At 69.0% G+C, this 26,060-nt stretch carries 22 protein-coding genes; 10 read left to right on the top strand and 12 right to left on the bottom strand.

Annotation, left to right across the window (positions count from 1 at the left end; translation table 11 throughout):
* Positions 1–7: 7 nt before the first annotated feature.
* The 6 genes from rpoH to LRK53_RS03710 form a co-directional block, all read right to left on the bottom strand.
* Positions 8–874, bottom strand: a complete 867-nt coding sequence (gene rpoH / locus LRK53_RS03735) for an RNA polymerase sigma factor RpoH (RefSeq protein ID WP_008433610.1) — start codon at positions 872–874, stop codon at positions 8–10.
* 160 nt (positions 875–1,034) lie between these two features.
* The gene (ung, locus tag LRK53_RS03730) at positions 1,035–1,757 is read right to left on the bottom strand and encodes a uracil-DNA glycosylase (RefSeq protein WP_027493840.1); all 723 of its coding nucleotides are present in this window, start codon (positions 1,755–1,757) and stop codon (positions 1,035–1,037) included.
* A complete protein-coding gene (locus LRK53_RS03725; RefSeq protein WP_027493841.1) occupies positions 1,754–2,596 on the bottom strand; it encodes a response regulator in 843 nt (280 codons plus the stop codon). Before LRK53_RS03725 ends, ung begins: the two co-directional genes overlap by 4 nt.
* A 139-nt stretch (positions 2,597–2,735) precedes the next feature.
* Positions 2,736–3,716, bottom strand: coding sequence for a permease-like cell division protein FtsX (gene ftsX / locus LRK53_RS03720; protein WP_027493842.1), 981 nt, complete (start codon positions 3,714–3,716; stop codon positions 2,736–2,738).
* Positions 3,713–4,390 (bottom strand): cell division ATP-binding protein FtsE, encoded by a 678-nt coding sequence (gene ftsE, locus LRK53_RS03715; protein ID WP_027493843.1) that lies wholly within the window; start codon positions 4,388–4,390, stop codon positions 3,713–3,715. The genes ftsX and ftsE overlap by 4 nt, the downstream gene beginning before the upstream one ends.
* A 112-nt stretch (positions 4,391–4,502) precedes the next feature.
* A complete protein-coding gene (locus tag LRK53_RS03710; protein WP_235642508.1) occupies positions 4,503–6,254 on the bottom strand; it encodes a DEAD/DEAH box helicase in 1,752 nt (583 codons plus the stop codon).
* Positions 6,255–6,636: 382 nt separating this feature from the next.
* Here LRK53_RS03710 and trxA point away from each other — a divergent pair, with 382 nt between their 5' ends.
* The 3 genes from trxA to LRK53_RS03695 all read left to right on the top strand — a co-directional run bounded on the left by trxA (position 6,637) and on the right by LRK53_RS03695 (position 10,506).
* The gene (gene trxA / locus LRK53_RS03705; protein ID WP_008438536.1) at positions 6,637–6,963 is read left to right on the top strand and encodes a thioredoxin TrxA; all 327 of its coding nucleotides are present in this window, start codon (positions 6,637–6,639) and stop codon (positions 6,961–6,963) included.
* A gap of 188 nt (positions 6,964–7,151) precedes the next feature.
* Positions 7,152–8,936: a transcription termination factor Rho gene (rho, locus tag LRK53_RS03700; RefSeq protein ID WP_235642507.1), complete on the top strand. Its 1,785-nt coding sequence runs from the start codon at positions 7,152–7,154 to the stop codon at positions 8,934–8,936.
* Positions 8,937–9,138: 202 nt separating this feature from the next.
* Positions 9,139–10,506: a glutamate--cysteine ligase gene (locus LRK53_RS03695; RefSeq protein WP_027494082.1), complete on the top strand. Its 1,368-nt coding sequence runs from the start codon at positions 9,139–9,141 to the stop codon at positions 10,504–10,506.
* A gap of 249 nt (positions 10,507–10,755) precedes the next feature.
* Here the strand turns inward: LRK53_RS03695 and pyrC are convergent, their stop codons facing one another.
* Both pyrC and hemB read right to left on the bottom strand, forming a co-directional pair.
* Complete coding sequence (pyrC, locus tag LRK53_RS03690; RefSeq protein ID WP_027494081.1) at positions 10,756–11,793, bottom strand: dihydroorotase; 1,038 nt, start codon at positions 11,791–11,793, stop codon at positions 10,756–10,758.
* 832 nt (positions 11,794–12,625) lie between these two features.
* Positions 12,626–13,618, bottom strand: coding sequence for a porphobilinogen synthase (gene hemB, locus LRK53_RS03685; RefSeq protein ID WP_027494080.1), 993 nt, complete (start codon positions 13,616–13,618; stop codon positions 12,626–12,628).
* Positions 13,619–13,774: 156 nt separating this feature from the next.
* Between hemB and LRK53_RS03680 the strand changes: the two genes are divergently transcribed.
* From LRK53_RS03680 to LRK53_RS03660, 5 genes are all read left to right on the top strand, one after another.
* Complete coding sequence (locus LRK53_RS03680) at positions 13,775–15,409, top strand: S53 family peptidase (RefSeq protein ID WP_027494079.1); 1,635 nt, start codon at positions 13,775–13,777, stop codon at positions 15,407–15,409.
* Positions 15,410–15,520: 111 nt separating this feature from the next.
* Positions 15,521–16,531 carry a glucokinase gene (gene glk / locus LRK53_RS03675; protein WP_027494078.1) on the top strand — a complete coding sequence of 337 codons (1,011 nt, stop codon included), beginning with the start codon at positions 15,521–15,523 and terminating at the stop codon, positions 16,529–16,531.
* 41 nt (positions 16,532–16,572) lie between these two features.
* Positions 16,573–17,820, top strand: a complete 1,248-nt coding sequence (locus LRK53_RS03670) for a hypothetical protein (protein ID WP_235642506.1) — start codon at positions 16,573–16,575, stop codon at positions 17,818–17,820.
* Positions 17,821–17,839: 19 nt separating this feature from the next.
* On the top strand, positions 17,840–18,523 hold the full coding sequence (locus tag LRK53_RS03665) for an HAD family hydrolase (RefSeq protein ID WP_027494076.1): 684 nt from the start codon (positions 17,840–17,842) through the stop codon (positions 18,521–18,523).
* 289 nt (positions 18,524–18,812) lie between these two features.
* Positions 18,813–19,133, top strand: coding sequence for a hypothetical protein (locus tag LRK53_RS03660; RefSeq protein WP_027494075.1), 321 nt, complete (start codon positions 18,813–18,815; stop codon positions 19,131–19,133).
* A gap of 7 nt (positions 19,134–19,140) precedes the next feature.
* On the opposite strand, the gene LRK53_RS03655 is transcribed toward LRK53_RS03660, so the two are convergent.
* The 3 genes from LRK53_RS03655 to secB all read right to left on the bottom strand — a co-directional run bounded on the left by LRK53_RS03655 (position 19,141) and on the right by secB (position 23,808).
* Positions 19,141–22,158 carry a DEAD/DEAH box helicase gene (locus LRK53_RS03655; RefSeq protein ID WP_027494074.1) on the bottom strand — a complete coding sequence of 1,006 codons (3,018 nt, stop codon included), beginning with the start codon at positions 22,156–22,158 and terminating at the stop codon, positions 19,141–19,143.
* Between the two features lie 111 nt (positions 22,159–22,269).
* Complete coding sequence (locus LRK53_RS03650) at positions 22,270–23,295, bottom strand: NAD(P)H-dependent glycerol-3-phosphate dehydrogenase (protein ID WP_027494073.1); 1,026 nt, start codon at positions 23,293–23,295, stop codon at positions 22,270–22,272.
* Between the two features lie 9 nt (positions 23,296–23,304).
* Positions 23,305–23,808, bottom strand: coding sequence for a protein-export chaperone SecB (gene secB, locus LRK53_RS03645; protein ID WP_027494072.1), 504 nt, complete (start codon positions 23,806–23,808; stop codon positions 23,305–23,307).
* A gap of 295 nt (positions 23,809–24,103) precedes the next feature.
* Here secB and rpmB point away from each other — a divergent pair, with 295 nt between their 5' ends.
* Together rpmB and rpmG are read left to right on the top strand one after the other, a co-directional pair.
* Positions 24,104–24,340, top strand: coding sequence for a 50S ribosomal protein L28 (gene rpmB, locus LRK53_RS03640; RefSeq protein WP_008438513.1), 237 nt, complete (start codon positions 24,104–24,106; stop codon positions 24,338–24,340).
* Positions 24,341–24,351: 11 nt separating this feature from the next.
* Positions 24,352–24,519 (top strand): 50S ribosomal protein L33, encoded by a 168-nt coding sequence (gene rpmG, locus LRK53_RS03635; RefSeq protein ID WP_008438511.1) that lies wholly within the window; start codon positions 24,352–24,354, stop codon positions 24,517–24,519.
* Positions 24,520–24,814: 295 nt separating this feature from the next.
* Here rpmG and LRK53_RS03630 read toward each other — a convergent pair whose 3' ends face one another.
* On the bottom strand, positions 24,815–26,008 hold the full coding sequence (locus tag LRK53_RS03630) for a DesA family fatty acid desaturase (protein ID WP_027494071.1): 1,194 nt from the start codon (positions 26,006–26,008) through the stop codon (positions 24,815–24,817).
* Positions 26,009–26,060 lie beyond the last annotated feature (52 nt).

The following is a 26,060-nucleotide window of genomic DNA, read 5'->3' as shown; positions in this document are numbered from 1 at the left end:
CGCCGGCTCAGGCCGCCGTGGCGAACAGGCCGCGCATCTTCTTCATCGCGTTCGCCTCGATCTGGCGGATGCGCTCGGCGGACACGCCGTATTCGTCGGCCAGATCCTGCAGCGTGGCCTTGCTGGAATCGTCCAGCCAGCGCCGCTGGATGATGTCGCGCGAGCGCGGGTCCAGGTGGGCGAGTGCATCGTTCAGCGTCTCCATCTGGTTGTCGGCGTAATCCTCATCAGCCACGTTCTGGTACGGGTCGGCGCCATCGTCGACCAGGAACGCCGCCGGCGCCGGCTTGGCGTCGTCGTCGGCATCGACCGGAGCCTCGAAACCGATGTCGCGGCCGGACAGGCGCGACTCCATCTCGCGCACGGTCGCCTCGGGCACGCCCAGGTCCTTCGCCACGGTGCTCACCTCGGCCGCATTCATCCAGCCCAGGCGCTTCTTGCTCTTGCGCAGGTTGAAGAACAGCTTGCGCTGCGCCTTGGTGGTGGCGACCTTCACGATGCGCCAGTTCTTCAGGATGAACTCGTGCATCTCGGCGCGGATCCAGTGCACCGCGAAGCTGACCAGGCGCACGCCCTGGTCGGGATCGAAGCGCTTGACCGCCTTCATCAGGCCGATGTTGCCTTCCTGGATCAGGTCGGCCAGCTGCAGGCCGTAACCCGAGTAACCGCGCGCCACATGCACCACGAAACGCAGATGCGACATCACCAGCTTCTTCGCGGCGGCCAGGTTGGCCTCCTCGAGGTAGTCGCGCGACAGCGCCTGCTCCTCTTCCTGGCTCAGCACCGGAATGCGGTGAACCGCGGAGATGTACGCGTCCAGACTGCCGACGACACTGGGCAGGTTGCTGGGGGTGATCGCCAAGGCTTGGGACATGGATGGAACCTCCTGCATGACGTCAAAGTTTAGCACTCGGGTAGTTGGAGTGCTAAAGCGCGGGATTGGTTCCGCGCTTTTAATGAACCGAATAGTACAGATATTTTCCACCCTTGTCCAGCGCCCCATCCGGTGTCACATGAGGTTGCCCGGGCGGCGTTCAAGTGGGCGTGAATTGGCCCTGCAATGCGGCCCGCGGCGGCAACGACCAGTCCACCGGCGCGTGGCCATGCGCTTCCAGGTAGCGGTTGGCGGCGGAGAAATGCCCGCAGCCGAGGAAGCCGCGATGGGCAGACAACGGCGAGGGATGCACGCTCTGCAGCACGCCGTGGCGGCGGGTGTCGATCAGCTGCCCCTTGCGCTGGGCGTAGCTGCCCCACAGCAGGAACACCAGGCCCTCGCGCTCGCGGTTGAGCGCGTCGATCGCCGCGTCGGTGAAGCCTTCCCAGCCCTTGCCCTGGTGGGCGCCGGCGCGGCCTTCCTCCACCGTCAGCACGCTGTTGAGCAGCAACACGCCGCGGTCGGCCCACGGCGTGAGGCAGCCGTGGTCGGGGCGCGCAATGCCGAGGTCGCGCTGGATTTCCTTGAAGATGTTCTCCAGCGACGGCGGCACCCGCACGCCGGGGCGCACCGAAAAGCACAGACCGTGCGCCTGCCCGGGACCGTGGTACGGGTCCTGGCCCAGGATCACCACCCGCACCGCGTCGAACGGGGTGTGCTCGAACGCAGCGAAGATCTCCAGCCCGGGCGGGTAGATCCGCTTGCCGGCCTGCTTCTCCGCGCGCAGGAATGCCGCCAGCGCCTGCATCTCGGGACGCAAGAGATAATCGCCGATACGCGCCTTCCAGGACGGTTCCAGCCGGATCTGCGCCGCGTCGCTCACGCCTCGGCCGCGTGTTCGCGCAGGTGCCTGGCCACGCGCAACTGGAACAGCAGCTTGGTCACCAGCAGCTTTTCCTCGACCGGCTTCTCGACCAGGTCGTTGGCGCCGGCCTTGATCAGCGCGGCCTGGTTGGCCGGGTTCTCGTCGCCGGTCATCACCAGCACCGGCAGGCGGCCCTTGCCGTAGCCGAACTCGCCGCGGACGTGCTTGAGCAGGTCGCCGCCGGTGAGTTCGCCCTTCAGGCTGACGTCGGTGAGCACCACGTCGGCACCCACCACGCCCTGCGCCTTCGAGGTCTCCAGCAACGCCAGGGCGTCTTCCACGCTGACTACGTGGCGCACGGTGAGGCCGATCTTCTCCAGCATGCGGCGCGTCGCCAGCGCCACCACGCGGCTGTCCTCGACGTACAGCACCACGCCCTCGGCGGTGTCGTCCGGCCGCACGTAGCCGCGGATGAACTCGGCCAGCGCCTGGAAGCCCAGCGCCTTGTCGAAATAATCGGTGACGTGTTCGCCCAGCGAGCGGCGATGCAGCCGGTCCTCGACGTCGCCGGAAACCACCACGATCGGCACGTACGCCTGCGGCGCCGACTCGCGCACGAAGCGCGCCAGTTCCAGCCCGTCCATGTCGGGCAGGCGCAAGGCGATGGTGATGAAGTCGAACACGCCCTCGCCCAGCACCTGCTGCGCCTCGGCGCCACTGCCGCAACCAATCACCTCGACCCCGGGCAGCTCGGCCAGCAGCACGCGGGTAATCAACTGCCGCACCACGCGCGAGCCGTCGACCACCAGCACCCGCGGCGCCTCGGTCAGCAGACGGCTGCTGATATTCGTACTCATTCCTTAACTCACCCACCCGACTCGTGGCAGTCCTGCGCCGATGAACCCGCAGGCGCACCCCTGCACCCGCCGTAACTGGGGATAGTGCACCGGATCGGCCATCGACCGTTGCGATCAGCGTCACCCCCGCGCAAGCGCATCACACCGCCTTGCGCAATTGCCAGGCGCTGACCAGCCGCGCACCCAGCCAGCCCAGCGCCGCAGCGACCAGCGGCACCGCCAGCAGCAGCCACGGCGGCAGGCCGCCGACCTGCAGCTTGCCATCATAAGCCTGGCTCAACTGCGCCACCGGCGCGGCCAGCGCCAGCTCGATCAGCACCGCCAGTAGCGCCGCCAGGATGCCGCTGAACAGGCCGTACCAGATCCCCGCATACAGATAAGGCCGGCGCACGAACGCGCCGCTGGCGCCGACCAGCAGCAGCACGCCGATCTCCTCGCTGCGGCTGGCGATGTCCACCCGCACCGTGTTGCCGACCACCAGCAGCGCCGCCAGCGCCAGCAGCGAAGCCAACACCAGCACCACGCGATTGCCCACGCCGAGCAAGGCGTCCAGCCGCTGGCGCCAGCTGCCGCTGTCCTGCACCAGATCGACGCTGCGCAGCGTGCGCACGTCGGCGACCAGCTGCTCCAGCGCCTGTGCGCTCACGCCTGCGCGCGGCTGCAGCTGCAGCACGTACGGCAACGGGTTGTCGTCCAGCGTGTGCAGGGCGCCGGAGAAGCCCTGCATCTGCGCCAGCTCGTCCATGCCCTGCTGCGGTGTCTTCACCGTCACCGCGGCCACTTCGGGGCGGCTGCCCAGTTGCTGTGCCAGCAGCTGCGCCTGCGGTGCAGCCTGACCCGGCTGCAGGAACACGCTGATCGCCTGACTCTGGCCCAGCGCGTTGCCGAGTTGCTGCACGTTGCCCAGCAGCAGATAGAACGCCAGCGGCAACGCCAGCGCCAGGCCCATCACCGCGATCGTGAGCAGGCTGCCGAACGGGCGCGCGGCAAGCCGGCGCAGGCTCGATCCCGCGCTCCAGCGATGGTGTTCCCACCAGTTGCCGATGCGGCTGCCGCGGCTGTGGGTGTTGCGGCCCGACGCATCCGCCGGCGCGTGCAGGGTCTGCGTCGACGCGTTCACAGCACCTCCTGCGCAGCCAGGTCGGCGACCAGGCGGCCGTGGTCGAGCACGATCACCCGCCGCTTCATGCGCTTGATCAGCGGCAGGTCGTGGCTGGCGATCAGCACGGTCGTGCCGAGCTGCTGGAACTCGCCGAACAGGCCCATGATCTCCACCGCCAGCTGCGGGTCGAGGTTGCCGGTGGGCTCGTCGGCGATCAGCAGCGCCGGGCGCGCCACGATCGCGCGGGCGATGCCCACGCGCTGCTGTTCGCCCGTGGACAGGGTGGCCGGCAGTTGCCGCTCGTAGGCCAGCAGGCCGACCTTCTCCAGCGCAGCGCGTACCCGACGGGCACGCTCGGCGCGCGCGACGCCGCCGATCACCAGCGGCAACTCGACGTTGGCGAACACGCTGCGATCCAGCAGCAGGCGGTGGTCCTGGAACACCATGCCGAGGTGCCGACGCCACTTCGGGATGCCGCTGTGGCGGATCTTCGCCAGGCTCTTGCCGTCCACGCTGATGCTGCCGTGCGACGGCCGCTCGATCAGTCCCAGCAGCTTGAGCAGGGTGCTCTTGCCGGCGCCGGAGTGCCCGGTGACGAAGGCCATCTCGCCACTGGGCACCTCGAAGGAAAGCTGCGAGAGCGCCTCATGGCCGCCTTCGTAGCGTTTGCTGACTTGATCGAACTGGATCACCGAGCGTCCCCGAGCCTGCGTATCGTCGTATCCACGCAAGGATAAGGGAAGCCGGCCGCAAGGTGCGGACTTCCCCGATCGCCGCGATCCGGCACGCGGCGATCGCGGGCACTCAGCGCCGGGTGAACAGCCGGGTCAGGCGGCGGAACAGGCTCGGCTTCGCCGGGTGTGCGTGCTCGGCGGGCTTGCCCGAGGTCACCGCGACCTGCCGCGACGGCCGGCTGTGGCCGATGCCCGCGGATTCGGCTGTGCCGCGCTCGCGCGGCGGGCGACGCTCGCCCCGCGGCGCGCGGTTGCCCTCGGCGACCGCCGGCTGGCGGCCGGTGGTCTCGACGCCATCGGTCGGCGCGCCTTCGCGGCGACGGTTGCGACCGCCGCGCCGACGCCGCGGCTTGCGCGCGCCCTCGGGGGCCGGGTCGCCGCCCGTCGCTGGCGCCGCCTCGCTGCGATGCACGGCCACCGCGGGCGGCAGTTCGTTCGCGGCGACGGTGCGGCCTTCGGCCACCGCCGGCCTGTGCTCGCGTGGCGGACGCGCGACGCCGCGGCCGCCGGCATGGCGCTCGGCGCCGCGGCCCTGGCCACCGCTGCGGCGCGGCTTCTCGCCCGGCCGCGGCGCCACCACGTCACCGAACGCGGCGCTGTCGGCGGCAGCGTTGGCGGCGAACTCGGGGTCGATCGCGTGCGGCCTGGGCATCACCAGCAGCTCCGGCTCCATCGCAGCCACCGGGATGCTCTGGCCGATGTAGGTCTCGATGTCCGGCAGGCTCATCGCGTACAGGTCGCAGGCGAAGCTGATCGCGTCGCCCTCGGCGCCGAGGCGCGCGGTACGGCCGATGCGATGCACGTAATCCTCGGCCTCGTGCGGCAGGTCGTAGTTGAACACGTGGCTGACGTGCGGAATGTGCAGGCCGCGCGCGGCCACGTCGGTGGCCACCAGGATGTCGAGCTGGCCTTCCTGGAAACGCTGCAGCAGCTTCTGCCGCTTCAGCTGCGGCACGTCGCCGGAAATCGCGCCGACGCGGCAGCCGTGGCGCTTGACCCGTTCGGTGACGCGCTCGGCGGCGGCCTTGGTGTTGACGAAGATGATGCTGCGGGTGGGCTGGTGCCGGTCGATCAGGTTCAGCAGCAGCGGCATCTTCTCTTCCTTGGCCGGGAAGTAGACGACCTGGCGCACCTTGTCGGCGGTGACGTGATCGCTCTCCACCACCAGCTTCTCGGCCTCGTGCATGTGCTCGTAGGCCAGCTCCAGCACGCGGTGGCTCAAGGTGGCGGAGAACAGCAGCACCTGGCGCTGCTCGCGCGGCGGCAGCTTGCGGAAGATGAAGCGCACGTCCTTGATGAAGCCGAGGTCGAACATGCGGTCGGCCTCGTCGATCACCATCACTTCGACGCCGTTGAGGCTGAACACGCCCTGCTTGTGGTAGTCGAGCAGCCGGCCGGGCGTGGCGATGATGATGTCGCAGCCGTCCTTCAGCTGCTGGCGCTGCTTGTCGTAGTCGACGCCGCCGTAGATCAGCGCGGTCTTCAGGCCGGTGTGGCGGCCGATGTTGCGCGCGTCCTTGTCGATCTGGATGGCCAGCTCGCGGGTGGGCGCGATGATCAGCGCGCGCGGGTCGCTGTCCTTGCGCTCGGCCACCGCCGGGGTGGTCAGCAGGCGGTTCATCAGCGCGACCAGGAAGGCGCAGGTCTTGCCGGTGCCGGTTTGCGCCTGGCCGGCGACGTCGCGTCCGGCCAGCGCCGGCGGCAGGGTCATTTCCTGGATCGGCGTGCAGCGGGTGAAACCGCTGTCATCCAGGCCCTGCTGCAGCAGCGGATGAAGATCGAAGTTGGCGAAGAAGGTATCGGTGAGTATGGTTTGCGACATATGCGGAATGGGTAACCTTGCCTGACGGCGGCGTGATGCGCTGCACTCGTTCCAGCGGCCGAAGATCGGCGCGAAACGGTGCAGGACGGGGTGCGCAATGCGCGGCGAAGCGGCTCAATGTCAGGGTCAACAAGGTCGCGCCGCGGCGTGCGACGCCGTATTTGCCGGCGGTCTGACGGGCGGCTGTGCAAGCCGCCCTTGAATCGTGCCCGGAGTTGCGCTGGAATGAAGACCTTGCCTTCTTCCCGCCCAACCCGCGCTTCGTGGGCGCCTGAGTGTAGCCGATGGTGACCCTGCCCGTCGCCACTCCTTGTTTTTGGCCCCCGGCCACCCCATTGTTTTCCACCTGCCAGTTCTGGCCCCCCAGCCACGGAGATCCCCGGTGAGCGACCTGATTACCCATGTGAACGACGATGCCTTCGAACAGCAGGTGCTGAAGTCCGAGACCCCGGTGCTGCTGGATTTCTGGGCGGAGTGGTGCGGCCCGTGCAAGGCCATCGCGCCGATGCTGGACGAGCTGGCCCAGCAGTACGAAGGCAAGCTGCGCGTGGTGAAGGTGAACATCGACCAGAACCAGCAGACCCCGCGCGCCTACGGCGTGCGCGGCATCCCGACCCTGATGGTGTTCAAGAACGGCAAGGTCGAAGCCACCCAGATCGGCGCCGTCAGCAAGGGCCAGCTGACCCAGATGATCGACAAGGCCATCTGATCCACCCGTTGCAAACCCGCTGTCCGCCGCCTCGCCGGCTCCGCCCGGCAGGCGCGCGAGACTTTACGCCAGCACGCGGCGGGTGCTAGATTCCATCGCGTCCGTCGGGACAGTCCTGTCCCCTTGCGCCTGCCGCGCGACGCACACCCTCCCTCCTGCAATTCAACGGCGCCCCGCGAGGATTGCCCGTGTCCGATACCGAAAACAGAACCCCGAACGACGCCCCGGGCGCCGACGCCGGCCTCGTTGCCGAAAACAAGCCCGAGCCGCGCCCCCGCGCGCCGCGCCGCACGGCCGCCGCGATCGCGGCCGCGAACGCCGAGAAGGCGGCCGCGGCCGACAAGCCTGCGGTGCCTGCGATCGTTCCGGCGGCGGCACCCGCCTCGGCCAGCCAGTCGATACCGCCGGCGGCGCCACGCCCGACGCAGGAATCGCGTGACTTCGTATCGCCGGCTGGCCAGAACCCGGACCAGCCGGCCAGCCAGAACCCCGGCCAGCCGCAGAATCAAAACCAACAGGGCCAGGGCCAGGGTCAGAACCCGAACCAGAACAACGGCGGCCGCGAGGGCCGCGAAGGCCGCGGCCGGCGCCGGCGCAACGAACGCGGCGGCAACCCGAACCAGCAGCAAGGGCGCCAGCAGCATCCGCGCCCTAACCCGAACGGCCTGCCGGTGGACGACGACAACGCCGATCCGGGCAGCAACGACCGGGTGATCAACCTCACCGAGTTGAAGCGCATGAAGGCGCCGCAGCTGCTGGAGTTCGCCGAGTCGCTGGGCGTGCACGAAGGCGTCGCCCGCGCGCGCAAGCAGGACGTGATCTTCAACGTGCTCAAGGCGCATGCCCGCTCCGGCGGCGGCATCTGGGCCGAGGGCGTGCTGGAGATCCTGCAGGACGGCTTCGGCTTCCTGCGCTCAGCCGACGAGAGCTACCTGGCCGGTCCCGACGACATCTACGTCAGCCCCAGCCAGATCCGCCGCTTCAACCTGCGCACCGGCGACTACATCACCGGGCGCGTGCGCCACCCGAAGGAAGGCGAGCGCTACTTCGCCATGCTGCGCGTCGACGACATCAACGGCGATCCGCCGGAGGCGTCGAAGAACAAGATGCTGTTCGAGAACCTCACCCCGCTGTTCCCGCGCAAGGCGTACAAGCTGGAGCGTGGCAACGGGTCGAGCGAGGACATCACCGGCCGCATCCTCGACCTGATCGCGCCGATCGGCAAGGGCCAGCGCGGCCTGATCGTCTCGCAGCCGAAGTCCGGCAAGACGATGATGCTGCAGAACGTGGCCCAGGCGATCACCTACAACCACCCCGAAGCGCATCTGATCATGCTGCTGATCGACGAGCGCCCGGAAGAGGTGACCGAGATCGCCCGCACCGTGCGCGCCGAGGTCATCTCCTCGACCTTCGACGAGCCGGCCGTGCGTCACGTGCAGGTCGCCGAGATGGTGATCGAGCGTGCCAAGCGCCTGGTCGAGCACAAGCGCGACGTGGTGATCCTGCTCGACTCGATCACCCGCCTCGCCCGCGCCTACAACACCGTGGTGCCCAGTTCCGGCAAGGTGCTCACCGGCGGCGTCGACGCGAACGCGCTGCAGCGCCCGAAGCGCTTCTTCGGCGCCGCCCGCAACGTGGAGGAAGGCGGCAGCCTGACCATCATCGCCACCGCACTGACCGAAACCGGCAGCAAGATGGACGAGGTGATCTACGAGGAGTTCAAAGGCACCGGCAACATGGAAGTGCACCTGTCCCGGCGCATCTCCGAGAAGCGCGTCTACCCGGCGATCGACATCAACCGCTCCGGCACCCGCCGCGAGGACCTGCTGATCGACCCGGACATGCTGGCCAAGATCTGGATCCTGCGGAAGCTGTTGCACCCGATGGACGAACTGGCCGCGATGGAGTTCATGCTCGACAAGATGAAAAACACCAAGTCCAACGACGAGTTCTTCAATTCGATGAAGCGCTGAGACGCGGGGACTCGGGAATCGCAAGTGACGGAAGACGGCGGCCACGGGCCGCCGTCTTCCTTCCTGTACCCGCCTGACCCAGCTCAAGGCGGCACCTTCGCGATGCTGCTCCAATGCAGCTCCGACCCCGCATTCCACGACACCCCTTTTCGTCGGCTTGCGCCGCCCCCATAGTGTCGGCTCCTCCAGCGAGGCTTCGCCCGTGTCCATACCCAGTGCCGTCAAGAGCACCCCGATCGCCGGCCGCCAGCAGCTTGCTGACTATCTCGCCGCCGGCGAAAAACCGCACGAGGCGTGGCGCATCGGCACTGAGCATGAGAAGTTCGGCTTCCGTACCGATGATCTACGCCCACCCCCGTTCGAGGGCGAGCGCGGCATTCGCGCCCTGCTCGAAGGTATCGCCGTGCGCTACGGCTGGGACATCGCTCGCGAAGGCGAGACCCCGGTAGCGTTGTCGCGCGACAAGGCCTCGATCACGCTGGAGCCGGCCGGCCAGCTGGAGCTGTCCGGTGCCCCGCTGGAGACCATCCACCAGACCTGCTGCGAGGTGAACTCGCACCTGGAGGAGGTACGCTCGGTCGCCGACGGCATGGGCCTGGGCTTCCTCGGCATGGGCTTCCAGCCGAAGTGGCGCCGCGACGAAATGCCGTGGATGCCGAAGGGCCGTTACAAGATCATGCGCGAGTACATGCCCAAGGTCGGCTCGCTCGGCCTGGACATGATGACGCGCACCTGCACGGTGCAGGTGAACCTGGATTTCTCCTCCGAAGCGGACATGATCAAGAAGTTCCGCGTCGGCCTCGCGCTGCAACCGATCGCCACCGCGCTGTTCGCCGATTCGCCGTTCACCGAAGGACGTCCGAACGGCTATCTGTCGTACCGCTCGCAGATCTGGACCGACACCGACCCCGACCGCACCGGCATGCTCGACTTCGTGTTCGCCGACGGCTTCGGCTACGAGCGCTACGTCGACTACATCCTCGACGTGCCGATGTACTTCAGCTACCAGGACGGCCGCTACATCGACCTGGCCGGGCAGGATTTCAAACGTTTCCTGGCCGGTGAACTGCCCACGCTACCGGGCGTGCACGCGACCATGAAGGACTTCGCCGACCACCTCACCACCGCCTTCCCCGAGGTGCGCCTGAAGCAGTACCTGGAGATGCGCGGCGCCGACGGCGGCCCGTGGAACCGGCTGTGCGCGCTGCCCGCGTTCTGGGTCGGTCTGCTCTACGACCAGCAGGCACTGGATGCGGCGTGGGACCTGGTCAAGGACTTCAGCCGCGAGGAGCGCCACGCCCTGCGCGACGGCGTGCCGAAGCACGCGCTGAAGCTGCCGTTCCGCGGCGGCACGGTACGCGACCTCGCCGAAGAGGCGCTGAAGATCGCCGGCCACGGCCTCAAGCGCCGCGCCCGACTCAATCGCCACGGTGCCGACGAAAGCATCTTCCTCGAACCGTTGGTGGAGATTGCGCAGGCCAACCAGACCCCGGCCGAGCGCAAGCTGGAGCTGTTCCACGGTCCGTGGCACGGCAACATCGACCCGCTGTTCCGCGAGTTCGCCTACTGAGCGTCCGGTCCCCACACCGTGGGTTGGGGTGATCGTATGCGAACCCCAACGTCCACACGGCCGTGATGTTGGGGGTTCGCATACGCTCACCCCAACCTACGGCCTGAATGATGGCATTGTGCCCATCACCATCCCGGACACATCACCGCCCGTAGGAGCCCGCTCGCGGGCGATGCACCTGCTCGGGATTCGGGATTCGAAGAGCATCGCCCGCGAGCGGGCTCCTACCAGGAGCGGGAGGCGCGCGCCTTACGCCAGCGACCAGCCGACGCTGCCGCCAGCGCGCATCGGCACGCAGCTGCTGCCGCCCAGCGGATAGACCTGCGGCACGCTCCATGGCGTGCGTTCGAGTGCGACGCGATCGGTGTTGCGCGGCAGACCGTAGAAATCCGGGCCATGGAAGCTGGCGAACGCTTCCAGCCGATCCAGCCGGCCCGCCTGTTCGAATGCCTCGGCATACAGTTCGAGCGCCGCGTGGGCGGTGTACAAACCTGCGCAGCCGCACGCGGCTTCCTTCGCCTCACGCGGGTGCGGCGCGCTGTCGGTGCCGAGGAAGAAATGCGCATCGCCGCTGGTGGCCGCCTGCAACAGCGCGGCGCGGTGCGTCTCGCGCTTGAGGATCGGCGCGCAATAGTGGTGCGGGCGGATGCCGCCCTCGAACAGTGCGTTGCGGTTGAGCAGCAGGTGGTGCGCGGTGATGGTGGCCGCCACGTTGGCCGGCGCGCCGGCGACGAACTCGGCTGCGTCGCTGGTGGTGATGTGCTCCAGCACCATGCGCAGTGCCGGGAAGCGCTCGCGCAGCGGCAGCAGGTGGCGCTCGATGAACACGCGTTCGCGATCGAAGATGTCGACGGCCGAGTCGGTGACCTCGCCGTGCATCAGCAGCGGCAGCTCGTGCTTCTCCATCGCCTCCAGCACGTGGTGCACCCGCGACAGCTCGCACACGCCGGAATCGGAATTGGTGGTGGCGCCGGCCGGGTAGTACTTCACCGCGAACACGCTGCCGCTGGCCTTGGCGTGGGCGATTTCCTCCACCGGCGTGTTCTCGGTGAGATACAGCGTCATCAACGGCTGGAAGCGCGCGCCCGCCGGCAAGCTGGCAAGGATGCGCCGACGATAGTCCTCGGCCTGCGCCACCGTGGTCACCGGCGGCTTCAGGTTCGGCATCACGATGGCGCGGGCGAAACGCCGCGCGGTGTGGCCGACCACCGAAGCCAGCGCGTCGCCGTCGCGAAGGTGCAGGTGCCAGTCGTCGGGGCGGGTGATTTCTAGGCGCGGGGGCGTCATGGCGGGCGAACTCGGGTTGCGATCGGAGATCGCAATGGTATCGCGCCACCATGCTTTGGGCCCGGGCTGCCAGTCCTCCACGAGCAAGAGCTTTCACCCTCCTGCGGAGGGCGAGTTACTTTCTCTCGCTTGCCCGAGAGAAAGTAACCAAAGAGAGGGGCACCCCGCTTACGCGCCTTGCGGGCATCCTGCCCGCAAGGTCCGCGACCGGGTGGTGGGGTTTGTCGACAGCACATCGGGCAACCGCTCCTGCGTTGCCTCAACTCCGGCATCCATGCCGTTGCCTGTGCTGACGCCAAACTGGCCGGCATCCCTGCCGGCCACCCTGCGGGCTTTTCCACCACCCGCCCGCCGCTGCAGAGGGGACCCCGGGTAGAGCAGCGCGCCCTCCTGGCGCGCACTCTTCAGAAGAACCAGATCAAGAGCAAGAGCGAGAGCGAAGCCACAGCAAAGCGGTGCTTTGCTGTGGCTGTTGCTTTCCGCTTCATCACCGAGTGCGGGCCAGGATGGCCCGCAGCTCTACCCGGGGCCCCTGTGCGGCGGTGAGCCGGGGTCGACAGGCCCGCAGGGGAGTCGACAGGGATGTCGACTCCTTTTCGCCCGGACAGGAGTCCGGTCGAAAAGCCCGGCCCCGGCTCACGGACTTGCCGGACAGGATGTCCGGCAAGCGCCAAGCGGGGTGGCCTTTCTCTTTGGTTACTTTCTCTTTGGCCACGCAAAGAGAAAGTAACTCGCGCGCCGAAGGCGCACGAAAGCTCTTGCTTCTGCAAAGCACGATGGCCTGCCACAAGAACTGAACCTGCCCCCTGTATTGGCAGCAGCGGAGTTGTGCCTATTCCCCGCGCAACCACCGCGCGGCATCGATTGCATAGTAGGTAAGGATCGCATCCGCCCCCGCCCGCTTGAACGCGGTGAGCGCTTCCAGCACCACCGCCTTCTCATCCAGCCACCCATTCTGCACGGCGGCCTTCAGCATCGCGTATTCGCCGCTCACCTGGTAGACGAAGGTGGGCGCACCGAAGGTGTCTTTCACCCGGCGCAGCACGTCGAGGTAGGGCAGGCCGGGCTTCACCATCACCGCGTCGGCGCCTTCGAGCAGGTCCAGTTCGACCTCGCGCAGCGCCTCGTCGCTGTTGCCCACGTCCATCTGGTAGGTGTGCTTGTTGCCCTTGCCGAGGTTGGCCGCGGAACCGACCGCGTCGCGGAACGGGCCGTAGAACGCGGAGGCGTATTTCGCCGAGTAGGCGAGGATACGCGTGTGGATGTGGCCGGCTTCTTCCAGTGCGTCGCGGATGGAGCCGATGCGGCCATCCATCATGTCCGACGGCGCCACGAAATCCATGCCGGCCGCGGCCTGGGCCAGCGACATCTTGATCAGCGCCTCGACGGTGGGCTCGTTCATCACGTAGCCGGCGTCGTCGATCAGGCCGTCCTGGCCGTGGGTGGTGTACGGGTCCAGCGCCACGTCGCCGATCAGGCCCAGCTCGGGATACTTCGCCTTCAGCGCGCGGGTGGCGCGGTGCATCAGGTTGTCCGGGTTCCACGCCTCGCTGGCGTCGAGCGACTTCACATCGGCACCGGGCGAGGGGAACAGAGCCAGCGCGGGGATGCCCAGCCGCACGCATTCGCCGGCCAGCGCCAGCAAGCCGTCGATGGAAAGCCGATCCACCCCCGGCATCGACAGCACCGCCTCGCGCCGGCCTTCGCCATCGATCACGAATGCAACCATGATCAGGTCGCTGGGCAGTAGGGTGTGCTCGCGCATCAGCGCGCGGGAGAAGGCGTCGCGGCGCATGCGGCGCATGCGGATGGCGGGAAAGCTCATGGCGGGTCCTGGCGGGGCGTATCCGCGCATTTTAGGCCACAACGCCAAACGCGGCGGCGTCACGACATCCGCGACACGCCGGCGCAACCGGGCCATAACATTTTCCGGGGCACCCTCGACATGGCATTCGCCACCATTCCCCCCGGAGGAAGCCCCATGGGCACCACCCGAACCCCCACCCCGGCCGTCCGCCAGCACCAGCCGCCCGGCGCCCATTACCTGGGCCGACACGCTCCGGATGCGTCGCTCGACGTGACCCTCGTGCTGCGCCGCCGGAGCCCGCTGGACACGGTGGCCCCACCTTCCTCGCGGGCCACCCGGCATGCCGACTTCGAGGTCCGCTACGGCGCCGACCCGGACGACCTGGATCGCCTGCGCGGCTTCGGCCGCCAGCACGGCCTGCAGGAACTGGCCAGCGAGCCGGCGCGGCGGACGCTGCACCTGCGCGGCACGGTGCAAGCCCTGCAGCACGCGTTCGGCGTGCAGCTGGGCCGCTACGAGCTGACGTCCGGCGGAGCGGTCTATGTCGGCTCCGCGCAGGCGCCGACCCTGCCGGATCCGGCGGTGATCGCGGTGCTGGGCCTCGACCGCCGCCCGGTCGCCCGGCCGCACTTCCGCGTGGCACAGGCGCAACCGGTGAACACCTACACGCCGCTGCAGGTGGGCCAGCTGTACGACTTTCCCCCCGGCGCGGACGGCAGCGGCCAGGTCATCGCAATCATCGAACTGGGCGGCGGCTACCGGCAGGCCGATCTGGATACCTACTTCAGTTCGCTCGGCCTGGCGACGCCCGCCATCACCGCCGTGTCGATCGACGGCGGCAGCAACCAGCCCGGCGGCGCCGCGGATGCGGAGGTGATGCTGGACATCGAGATCGCCGGCGCGCTGGCACCGGCGGCGAAGCTGGCCGTCTACTTCGCTCCGAATACCGACCAGGGCTTCTACAACGCGATCTCGCAGGCCGCGCACGACAGCAGCCTGCCGGCCACGGCCATGTCGATCAGCTGGGGCGCTCCGGAAGACAGCTGGGTTACGGCGTCGCGCGACGCGATGGAAACCGCGCTGGAGGACGCCGCCGCACTCGGCGTGACGGTGACCGTGGCGGCCGGCGACGGCGGCTCCAGCGATGGCGAAAGCGATGGTCGGCCGCATGTGGATTTTCCCGCCGCCAGCCCGTCCGTGTTGGCCTGCGGGGGCACCAAGCTGCTCGCCAGCGGCGGCGCGATCAGCAGCGAGGTGACCTGGAACGAAACCGCGGCCAACGAGGGCGCCACCGGTGGCGGCGTCAGTGCCGTGTTTGCGCTGCCCGCATGGCAGGCGGGCGCGGCGGTGCCCGCGACAGCCGCAGGCTTCGCCGGGCGCGGCGTGCCGGATGTCGCGGGCAATGCCGATCCGCTCACCGGTTATGCGGTGCGTGTGGACAGCCAGGACGAGGTGGTCGGCGGCACCAGCGCCGTCGCGCCGCTGTGGGCCGCGCTGGTGGCTCGCCTTGGCCAACAGCTCGGCCACCCGCTGGGCGCGGTGCAGGCCGCCCTGTATGACCTCGGCGGCGGGGCCTTCCACGACATCACCCAGGGCGACAACGGCAGCTACACGGCGGGCCCGGGCTGGGACGCCTGCACCGGACTGGGCAGCCCGGACGGACAGGCCTTGCTCGGCGCCCTGCAGGCAGGTGCGGCCAATCCCACTCCGGCGCCGCCCGGCCACCCGCCCAAGCACGGGGGGCACAAGCCCAAGCACGGCGGCCACAAGCCGCCCGGCAGGGGCAGCAAGCGCAAGGAAAAACCATGAGCTCACCCGCCACGCGCCGGGCGACCCGCACCTGCCGGATGCGACCGGCGCTGGACGCTAGGGCGCATTCACGGCAGGCTTGCTGCTTTCCGTGTCCCCACTGGAGTCCCGATGCACGTTTCCGCCCCCACCCTGCTCGTCGATCTTGGCGGCACCAATGTCCGTTTCGGGGTGGCCGATCCATCGCGCGACCAGCCGCTGCTGAGCGACAGCATCCGGCGCTACCGGGTGGCCGAGCACGATTCGCTGGTCGCGACCGCGAAGCAGTACCTTGCCGACACCGGCCTCAAGGTGAGCCGCGCCATCGTGGCCGCCGCCGGCCGCATCGTCGACGGCGAGACGGTCAAGGTCACCAACAACCCGTGGGCAATCTCGGCGCACCAGACGGCCAGCGCGCTGGGCCTGGAATACGTGCACCTGGTCAACGACTTTGCCGCGCAGAGCATGGCGGTGACCCTGCTGCATGGCGACGACCTGGTCGACGTGGGCACGGTGCCGCGCCCGGTGGTCGGCGCCGAAGCTGAGCAGACCTTCGCCGTCGTCGGCCCCGGCACCGGCCTGGGCGTGGGCGGCCTGCTGGTGCGCGGCGGCCACTGCAGCGTGCTGCAGACCGAAGGCGGCCACGCCGGTTTCGCCGCACACACGCCGGAGGACATCGCCATCCTCGACTACCTCAACCACAAGTACGGGCGCGTCTCCAACGAGCGGCTGATCTGCGGCCAGGGCCTGGTGAACCTGTACGACGCGATCTGCCACATGGTCGGCGCGACGCCCGACGCGCTGAAGCCGGAGGACATCACCGCCCGCGCGAAGGACGGCAGCTGCCCGCTGTGCACGCGTACGGTGGAGACCTTCGCCGGCATCTTCGGCAGCGTCGCCGGCGACCTGGTGCTCACGCTGGGCGCGTGGAACGGCGTCTACCTCACCGGCGGGCTGATCCCGGTGCTGCTGCCGTGGCTGGAACGCGGCCGCTTCCGCGAACGCTTCGAGGCCAAGGGCCGCTTCCGCGACATCATGGAAAAGGTGCCGACCCAGGCGATCATGAATCCCGAGCCGGGCCTGCTCGGCGCGGCGGCGCTGGCGGTGCTGGAGTCGGGGAGAACGCTGCTTCCGACGTGTTAGCTACACGGGCCGGCGCGTATCCTTCCGACGGAATGCGAGGCATGCGTATGCCATGCGCCGCCATCGTCCGCCTGCTGTGCCTGCACGCGTCGGCGCTGCCGTTCGCGGCGCTGGCGGTGGAGCCGCCGCCGGCCGGCGTCACCCGCCATGTGGCACTGGCCATCCCGGCCACACCGATCACCTCGCGCGCGGCGCTGGACGCCTACCAGCAGGATGCCCCGCCGGCGCAGTCGCCGCTGGACTGGCTCACGCCGGGTGCACGGCACCGCTTTCTCGACAGCCTGGTGTACCGCGAACACGGCCTGGGCGGCCTGAGCCTCGCCGACCTGCGCTACGAACTCACCCGCGAACAGGCCTATACCCTGCTGCGCCTGTTCGGCGTGCAGAGCTACGCCATCGATCTGGATGTGCTGACCATGCCGCGCGCCGCCACGCACGAACCCGCGGCCAGCGTGCTGGAACCGGCCTACGACCGCCTGCTGGCCGCGACCGCGCAAGCCGACGGTCTCGACGCGCAGGCGCAGGCCATCGCGCGCAGCTATGGCGCGGACTTCACGCCCGCGCAGGCCGACGCCCGACGGCGCGCCTTGGGCGACCGCGACGCGGAATTCCTGTTCCGCGCGGCGAACCTCGCTTTCCGAACCACCGGCCAGCCGGACTACCTCGCCGACCTGCGCCGCGATTTCGCCGAACTGGAGCGCCGCCAGCGCGTCGATCGCCCGCAGCTCGCCGACTTCCACGATGCCTTGCTCATTGCGCACCACGACGACGAGGCCCGCGCGCTGCTGGCCGCCCATCCCGAAGCCGGGCGCAAGCCGCCGCCGTCGATGCGTTCGTTCAGCCGCATCCGCAGCGGCCAGCCCAGCCGGTGGGCCGTCACGCCGGAGACGCGCACGCGCGAGCTGGTGCGCTTCCGCTTCAACCTGCGCGCCCCGGCGCAGGTGACCGTGCTGGCCTCGACCGGCTGCCACTTTGCCGCGAACGCCGCGCGCGACATCGAGGCCGAGCCGCTGCTGCGCGAGCTGTTCCGCGAGTACGGGCAATGGGTGGTGCCGCCCGCGCAAGTCACCGCCTTCGACGCCGTGCGCGAGTGGAACCAGGCGCATCCCGCGCTGCGGCTCGGCATCGCCGACGACAACGCCAGCCTGCCGATGGTCGAGCGCGTCGAGACTCCGGTGTTCTACTTTCCCGACCACGGCACCGTCGTCGACACCGTGGTCGGCTGGCCGCCCGGCGGCAACCTCGATGCGAGCCGGCGCGGCCTGCGCAGGATCGACCTGTTGCACTGATACCCCACGGAGAAACTCCATGCCCCGCCACGACACCGCCTTCCTGTTCGACCTCGACGGCACCCTGATCGACAGCGTCTACCAGCACGTACTGGCGTGGAAGGAAGCGCTGGATCGCGAGGGTGTGGAACTGTCGGTGTGGCGGATCCACCGCAAGATCGGCATGAGCGGCGGCCTGTTCGCGCACATCCTGCTGCGCGAGACCGGGCTGGCGATCACCGAGGAGCGCCTCGACCGCCTGCGCCAGTGGCATGCCGAGGCGTTCAACCGGCAGCACGCACAGGGTTCGGTGCGGCCGCTGCCCGGCTCGCGCGAGCTGCTGGATTACCTCACCGCGCAGGGCATCCCGTGGGCGATCGCCACCAGCGGGCGGATGGAAACCGCCGCGTCCAACCTGGCGGCGCTCGGCGTCGACCCGTCAAAGGTACCGGTGGTGACGCGCGACCAGGTGCGCCACGCTAAGCCCGACCCCGACCTGTTCCTCGCCGCCGCGGCGCGGCTGGGCGTGGACATCCGGCAGTCGCTGGTGATCGGCGACAGCGTGTGGGACATGCTCGCCGCGCAGCGTGCGCACGCGCTCGGCGTGGGTCTGCTCTCCGGCGGCTACGGCCACGCCGAGCTGCAGCAGTCCGGCGCGTTTCGCGTGTACGACGATCCGGCTGGCCTGCTGTGGCACCTCGACGAAGTGGCCGCGCGCGACTGAGAGGTTGTGATTTTTTCAACCTCTCAGGCCGGCCACGGCGAGGGCATGGATGCCCGAGTTGAGGCAACGCAGGAGCGGTTGCCCGATGGCCGGACATGACACAGTCACGCAGTGACTGCGTCATGTCCGGGCGTGTACCGGACTCGCGACTGAAGAAAACCACAGGAAGTGGTTTTCTTCACAAGCTCTGAGCCACCCCGCTGAATCGCGCCGCCGCGCCTCATGAAAACTTAATCACCGCTGCGCATGCCCGCGGTAGGCTCGTGGCCAACTGTCCACGGAGCCTTCCATGCGCCGCCTCGTCGCCAGCCTGCCGCTTGCCCTGCTGCTTGCCGCCTGTTCGCCCTCGCCGGCACCGCCGCCATCCGACACCGCCGGCCCATCCGCACCGGCCAACGCGGCACTGGGCTCGCCCGAATGGTATGCGTGGGTCGACCGCTCGCTGCAGATCGCCGACGACGGCCACGGCCCCAGCCACGGCTCGGATGCATGGAACCGGGCGGTGCAGGCCAAACTGGGCCAGGAAGCGCCGCAATCGCAACCCGGCTCGCCGCAGTGGCAGCAGGCGGTGGACGCGCTGCTGCGCACGCGTCTGCGGCCATCGTCCTGAGGCAGGCTCAGTCCGGCGCCAGCAGCGCGTCCAGGTCGCCCTCGTCGAAGCTGAGCCTCTCGCGGCTGCCGCCGCCTTCGAGCACGGCCGCAGCCAGTTCGGCCTTGCGCTCCTTCAGCTGCTCGATGCGTTCCTCCACCGTGCCCGAGGTGATCAGGCGGAACACGAACACCGGCTTGTCCTGGCCGATGCGGTGCGCGCGGTCGCTGGCCTGCGCCTCGGCGGCGGGATTCCACCACGGGTCGTAGTGGATCACGGTGTCGGCGGCGGTGAGGTTCAGGCCCACCCCGCCGGCCTTCAGCGAGAGCAGGAACAGCGGCACCTCGCCATTCTGGAAGCGCTGTACCGGTTCGGCGCGATCGCGGGTGTCGCCGGTCAGGGTGACGTAGCGGATGCGCCGGCGGTCGAGCTCGGCGGCGATCAGTTTCAGCATGCCGGTGAACTGCGAGAACAGCAGCACCTTGCGCCCTTCGTCGAGCAGCGCCGGCAGCATGTCCATCAGCAGCTCGAACTTGGCCGACTCGTGCACGCCGCGCGCGGCTTCCAGTTTCACCAGCCGCGGATCGCAGCAGACCTGGCGCAATTTCAGCAGCGCGTCCAGCACCACGATGCCGGAGTGCGCGATGCCGCGCTGCGCGATCACCTCGCGCAGTTCTTCCGCCAGCGACAGCCGCAGGCCTTCGTAGAGGTCGCGCTGGCGGCCTTCCAGCACCACGCGGCGGGTGATCTCGGTCTTCGGCGGCAGCTCCCTGGCCACCTGTGCCTTGGTTCGACGCAGGATGAACGGCGCGATGCGCAGGTTCAGCCGCTGCTGGCATTCCTCGTCGTGCTGCTTCTCGATCGGGAGGCGATAGAAGCGGCGGAACGCGCCTTCGTCGCCGAGCAGCCCGGGCACCGCCAGGTCGATCTGCGACCACAGCTCGCCGAGGTGGTTCTCCAGCGGCGTTCCGGTAAGGCAGACGTAGCGTGACGTGCGCAGGCTGAGCAGCGCACGCCGCGCCTGCGTGCGCGGGTTCTTCACCTGCTGCGCCTCGTCCAGCACGATCAGCGCGAACGGCTGTCTGCGCAGCGCGACCACGTCGCGCGGCAGCAGCGCATAGCTGGTCAGCACGATGTCCTGCGCGCCGAGCTGGGCGAACTCCTCGGCCCGCTGCGGCCCGTGCAGGGTCAGCACGCGCAGCATCGGCGCGAAGCGTGCGATCTCCGCCTGCCAGTTCGGGATCAGGCTGGTCGGCACCACCACCAGCGCGGGCTGGCCCAGTGCGCCGCCCTGCTTCAGCGCCAGCAGGTGGGTGATCAGCTGCAGCGTTTTGCCCAGGCCCATGTCGTCGGCCAGCACGCCGCCGACGCCGGCCTCGGCCAGCGCGTTGAGCCAACGCAGACCTTCGCGCTGGTACGGGCGCAGCTCGACGGTGAGCCCGTCAGGCACCGCGTCGCTGGCGCGCTCGGCGGCGTCGCGCAGGCGCGCGGCGAAACCGAGCAGCGGCTCGGCCGCCTCCAGCGTGCCGTCACCGGGCATCGCCGCGGTGAGTTCCTCCAACCGGCCGGCCTGCACGCGCGGCAGGTGCAACCTGCGGCGCGGCTTCTCCAGGTACTCGGCCAGCGGCGCCAGCAGGCCGCGCAGTTCCTTCAGGCGCACCGGCACGCGCCGGCGCGCATCGACCGGCGCGTACCACACCGCGTCTTCCGGCTCGTTGGGCGCCGGGCGCAGGTTCAGCTGGTGCTCGGCCAGCGCCTGCGCCACCGCAGGCAGCAGGTTGTGGCGCTCGCCGTCCAGCTCGATGCCGATTTCCAGGTCGAAGGCGTGGTCGTCGGCGTCTTCCACCGCGTGGCCGTACCAGTGCACCGGACCTTCCAGCACCTCGAACGGAAAGCTCGGCGCGTACTCGACCTGGAAATTTTCCACTTCGAGTTTCGGCCGCAGCGCCAGCCAGCGTGCCGGCGTGTTGACCTCCAGCGCCCCGGCGTAGCCGGTGCCGGGGAACAGCCAGGCGTCGTCGGGCAGCGTTTCGGCCACGTCCCACGGCAAGCCTTCGGTATCCACGCCGGGGGTGAGTCCGGCGCGTTCGAGCTGCTCCATAGCCGACAATTCCTCGGCACGGCGGCGGGTAATCTCGACCAGCTGGCCGTTGCGCACGCGCCGCACCAGCGGCTCACCGCCGCGCGCGGGCAGGCGCTCGCCGGCATAGTCGAAGGCCAGCCGCGCGTAGCCCAGCGGTGGCGTGCCGGCGGCCAGCCGCACGTGCCGGGTCAGCGCGTGCAGGGTCAATACGGGCTTGGGCGCCAGCGCCGAGCGGCGCACTTCATCGAACACCTGCGGCAACGGCACCCGCGTGGCCAGCCGGCTGCCGGCCAGGCGATTGCGCAGGCTGCGGCCGTACTCGTGCTTCAGCGGCGGCAGCTCCAGCCAGCGGGTTTCCTCGACCGCCGCGTCGAAGCGGCCCACGGTGGCGCATTCGGCATCGAGGTACCACAGCCCGTCGATGCGCAGCAGGCGCTGATTGTGCGGCAGCACCGGCAGCAGGCGCTGGCTGCCGTCCGCTTCCAGCTGCCAGTGCCAGTTGAGCGGATGCGACTTGCCGCGCGACAGCCGCAGCCCGGCCAGGCCACCGAGGAAGCACGGCGCGGTATCCAGGATCTCGGCCAGCAGGGTGTCGCCGACAGGGCTGCCGAGGCGCGCATAGCTGCGGCCCTTGCGCACGCTCTGCGGCAGGCCGAGCATGGTCGCGGCCAGGCGTTGCTCGTGCAGCTCGAGCGGCGACTGCGCCAGGTGCCGGCTGTCCAGCGGCACCGGCCGCGCGTGGCGGCCGTGCTCGACCACCGCCAGCAGCACCGGCGCCACGTCCAGCCGGGCGAACGCGGCGCCGTCCTCCGGCATCACTTCCAGGAAAAACCCCAGCACGCCGTGCTCGTCGACCACGGCCGGCTTCGGCGCGGCCAGCAGCCGCCGCCATGCCTGCGGCAGGGCTTCGTCATCGCCCGATGGCGCGATGGCGGCGTGGGGTTTCCCGTCCGGTTGCTGCATGCGCGTACGGTCCGTGGCGACAACCAAAACGTTGAGCTTAGCAGCGCGACGGCAGGATGCGACGGTCGAAAACGCACCCGGGCCGAAGCGCCCAGGCACGCGGCGTGCGGCTTACGCGGTACCGAACAGCCCGTGCGGGTATTCCGGCTTCTGCTCGCGCGCCATCAGCGCCTTGAGCCCGTCGGTCGGGGTGACCTCGCCGTGCAGCACGGCGCGCACGCCGGCGCTGATCGGCAGGTCGAGGCCGTGCTTGTCGGCCAGCCGCGCCACCTCGTCGGCGGTGAGGATGCTTTCCACCACTTGGCCGATCCGCCGTACCGCCTCGTCGATCGCCACGCCCTGGCCCAGCGCCAGGCCAAGCCGGCGATTGCGCGAGAGATCGCCGGTGCAGGTCAGTACCAGGTCGCCCAGGCCGGACAGGCCGATCAGCGTCTCCGGCCGCGCGCCCAGCGCCACGCCCAGGCGCAGCATCTCGTTCATGCCGCGGGTGATCAGGCCGGCGCGGGCGTTCAGCCCCAGCTGCATGCCATCGGCGATGCCGGTGGCCACCGCCAGCACGTTCTTCATCGCACCGCCCAGCTCGGCGCCGAGCACGTCGCCGCCGGAGTACGCACGCAGGTTCGGCGCGTGCAGCAGGGTGGCCAGCCGCTGCGCGAACGCCGCGTCGTCCGAATGCACGGTGACCGCGCTGGGCAGGCCGGCGGCGACTTCCTTGGCGAACGACGGGCCGGTGATCACCGCTGCGGCGCGACCCGGCAGCCGTTCGGCCACCAGCTCGTGCAGAAAGCGACCGGTGCCGGGCTCGAAGCCCTTGGTCGCCCAGGCGATCGCGGTGCCGGCATCGAGCAGCGGCGCGATCTCGTCCAGCATCGAGGCGAATGCATGGCTGGGCACCACGATCAGCACGATGCCGGCGCCGCGCACGGCGGCGGCCAGGTCGGCTTCGTAGGTGAGCTCTGCCGGCAGCTCGGTGTCCGGCAGGTAGCGCTGGTTGCGGCGGCGGGCGGCCATCGTAGCCAATGCCTCGCGGTCACGCCCCCACAGTGTGGTCGGCACGCCGTTGCGGGCGGCCAGCGCCGCCAGCGCGGTTCCCCAGGAGCCGGCCCCAAGGACGGTCAGCTTCGGGTTTTCGGCCATCGACACGGCTCAGCTGTTGAGCGTGACCGGCGCGTCGTCGCCGCCCATCATGCGGCGCTGCTGCTCGGCGAACAGCGCATCGAAGTTGATCGGCTGCAGCAGGAACGGCGGGAAGCCGCCTTCCAGCACCAGCGAGGAGATCACCTGGCGGGCGTACGGGAACAGCAGGTTCGGGCAGTAGCTGCCGATGATCCCGGCGTGGTCCATCTCGCTGAAGCCGGCGATGCCGAACAGGCCGGCCTGCTCCACCTCGGCGAGGTAGGCGGTGCGCTGGCCGACGGTGCAGGTCAGGGTGAGGCTGAGCACCACTTCGTACAGATTGTTGCCGAGGTCGGTCGCCTTCTGGCCCAGGTTCAGCTGCACCTGCGGCTGGTCCTTCTCGTCGAGCTCCTGGAAGATCTGCGGCGCATTCGGCGCCTCGAAGGACACGTCCTTCACGTAGATCTTCTGCATCACCAGTTGCGGCTGACTGGCCTGGCCGTTGGCCTGGTCGTTGGTGATCTCTTGTGCCATCGGGGATTCCTCGGGTCTGGGTCGTGTGTACAAAAGAGGCTGATTGTTCCATACATCCCCGCAGTGCGCACGCCAACCGACGCCGGCGGAACCCCGCAAGATTGCGCCGGGACTGGTTTTTCTGCGAGAATGCGCGGCTCGCCTCTGTCGGCCCGGTGTTTCCGGGCGGTCCGCCACGCGGTACGGACCTCACGATCATGCGTTGCGACAACTCCAGCATCGCGTGGCGCCTGGCGCCGCTGGGCCGATCGCACCCTGGCCAACGGGTGTCCAAAAACAATTACGGAGGCAAGTCATGGCCCGTGTATGTCAAGTCACCGGCAAGGGTGCGCAGAGCGGCAACAACGTCTCGCACGCCAACAACCGGACCCGTCGTCGCTGGTTGCCGAACCTGCATGAGCGTCGTTTCTGGGTGCCCAGCGAGAACCGCTGGATCAAGCTGCGCGTTTCCAACAATGCCCTGCGCACGATCGACAAGAATGGTATCGAGGCCGTGATTGCCGAGATGCGCGCCCGCGGCGAAAAGGTCTAAGGAGATCCGTCATGGCCAAGACTGCAAACGACAAGATCCGCATGATCTCCTCGGCCGGTACCGGCCACTTCTACACCACGCAGAAGAACAAGAAGAACACGCCGGAAAAGTTCGAGTTCAAGAAGTACGACCCGGTCGTGCGCAAGCACGTGATCTACAAGGAAGGCAAGATCAAGTGACGTTCTGACCCGCTCGCGCTCCGCGCGAGCGGCTCTGTCAGAACGTCATCCCTGCGTAGGCAGGGATCGCTTCGGCTCTTGCACCCGCATCTGCCGCAGCAACACGACACCTCAAGGAGAACCCGCCCGCGTAGCGGGTTTTCTTTCGTCGCCCGATTCGCCATTGCGGTACAGGCACCGGACACGCCAGCGGCACCAATTACCACAAGCGAGGCATCCCCAAGGCCCCGCCGCCCCGGCAAAACAAAACCCGCCATTCGGCGGGTTTTGTTTTGCCGGAATCTGTCGCGGCCGCTCAGGCCGCCGCGACGCTGTAGCCCTTGAGCCGCTGCGCGAATTCCTGCAGCGAGCGGATGCCGCTTTCCTCGGCCTCGCGGATCCACTGCTGCAGACCCTTCAGCGCCTGCTCGGCGCCGCGCTGTTCCATCAACGCCGCCAGACGGGTGCGGAACTCGCACACGGTCTTCAGCGTCGGGCGCTTGGCCAGCACGGCCTGCAGGCGGTCGCGACTTTCGCTGTCCAGCCAGCGGCCGCCGTCGGCCAGCGCACGGCGCATGCGGCGCGGCACCGCCTTGATGTTCTCGCCGGCATGGGCCGCTTCGTCGCGCAGGGTGGGCACGATCACGTTGCGGTAGTAGTCGGTCATCGCCTGGAAGCGGTGGGTGAGCACGGCCTTCAGCGTGTCGGCGTCGGGCAGGCGCACGTTCGGACGCACGTCCAGCGTGGGCGCCACGCGCAGCACCTTGGCCAGACCCACCTTCTGCAGCGCGCAGATCACCACCCAGCCGATGTCGAACTCCCACTTGCGCAGGGCGAACTTAGCCGAACTGGGGAAGGCATGGTGGTTGTTGTGCAGCTCCTCGCCGCCGATCCAGAAGGCCCACGGGATCAGGTTGGTGGCAGTGTCGGCGCTCTCGAAGTTGCGGTAGCCCCACCAGTGGCCGATGCCGTTGACGAAGCCGGCGGCCCAGAACGGGATCCAGATCATCTGCACCGCCCACAGCGCGGCGCCGATCACGCCGAACAGCGCCAGGCTGATTACCAGCATCAGCGCCGGGCCCCAGTACGGATGGCCGGTGTAGAGCTTGCGCTCGATCCAGTCGTCCGGGGTGCCGCGGCCGTACTTCTCCAGGTCTTCCTTCACGTAGCTGGCGTCGCGGTACAGCGACACGCCATCCCAGAACACCTTCTTGATGCCGTAGATCTGCGGGCTGTGCGGATCCTCCGCGGTCTCCACCTTGGCGTGGTGCTTGCGGTGCACCGCCACCCACTCGCGGGTGACCATGCCGGTGGTGAGCCAACCCCAGAAGCGGAAGAAGTGCTGCACCAGCGGGTGCAGGTCCACCCCGCGGTGGGTCTGGCAGCGGTGGTAGTAGATCGTCACCGTGAAGATGGTGAGCTGGGTGACCACCAGCATGTAGACGAGGATCTGGCCCCAACTGGCATGGGCGAGACCGTCGTTCAGGAAATCCAGTACAGCGTCGAGCATGGAAAGCACCGGGTGAGGGATGGAATGCAGTGTAGATTGAGGGCTTCCATAC

The sequence above is a fragment of the Rhodanobacter thiooxydans genome (genome assembly GCF_021545845.1).
Classification (GTDB): Bacteria; Pseudomonadota; Gammaproteobacteria; order Xanthomonadales; family Rhodanobacteraceae; genus Rhodanobacter.
Note: the sequence above shows the minus strand (reverse complement) of the source record. Positions and strands in the feature narration are given on the sequence as shown.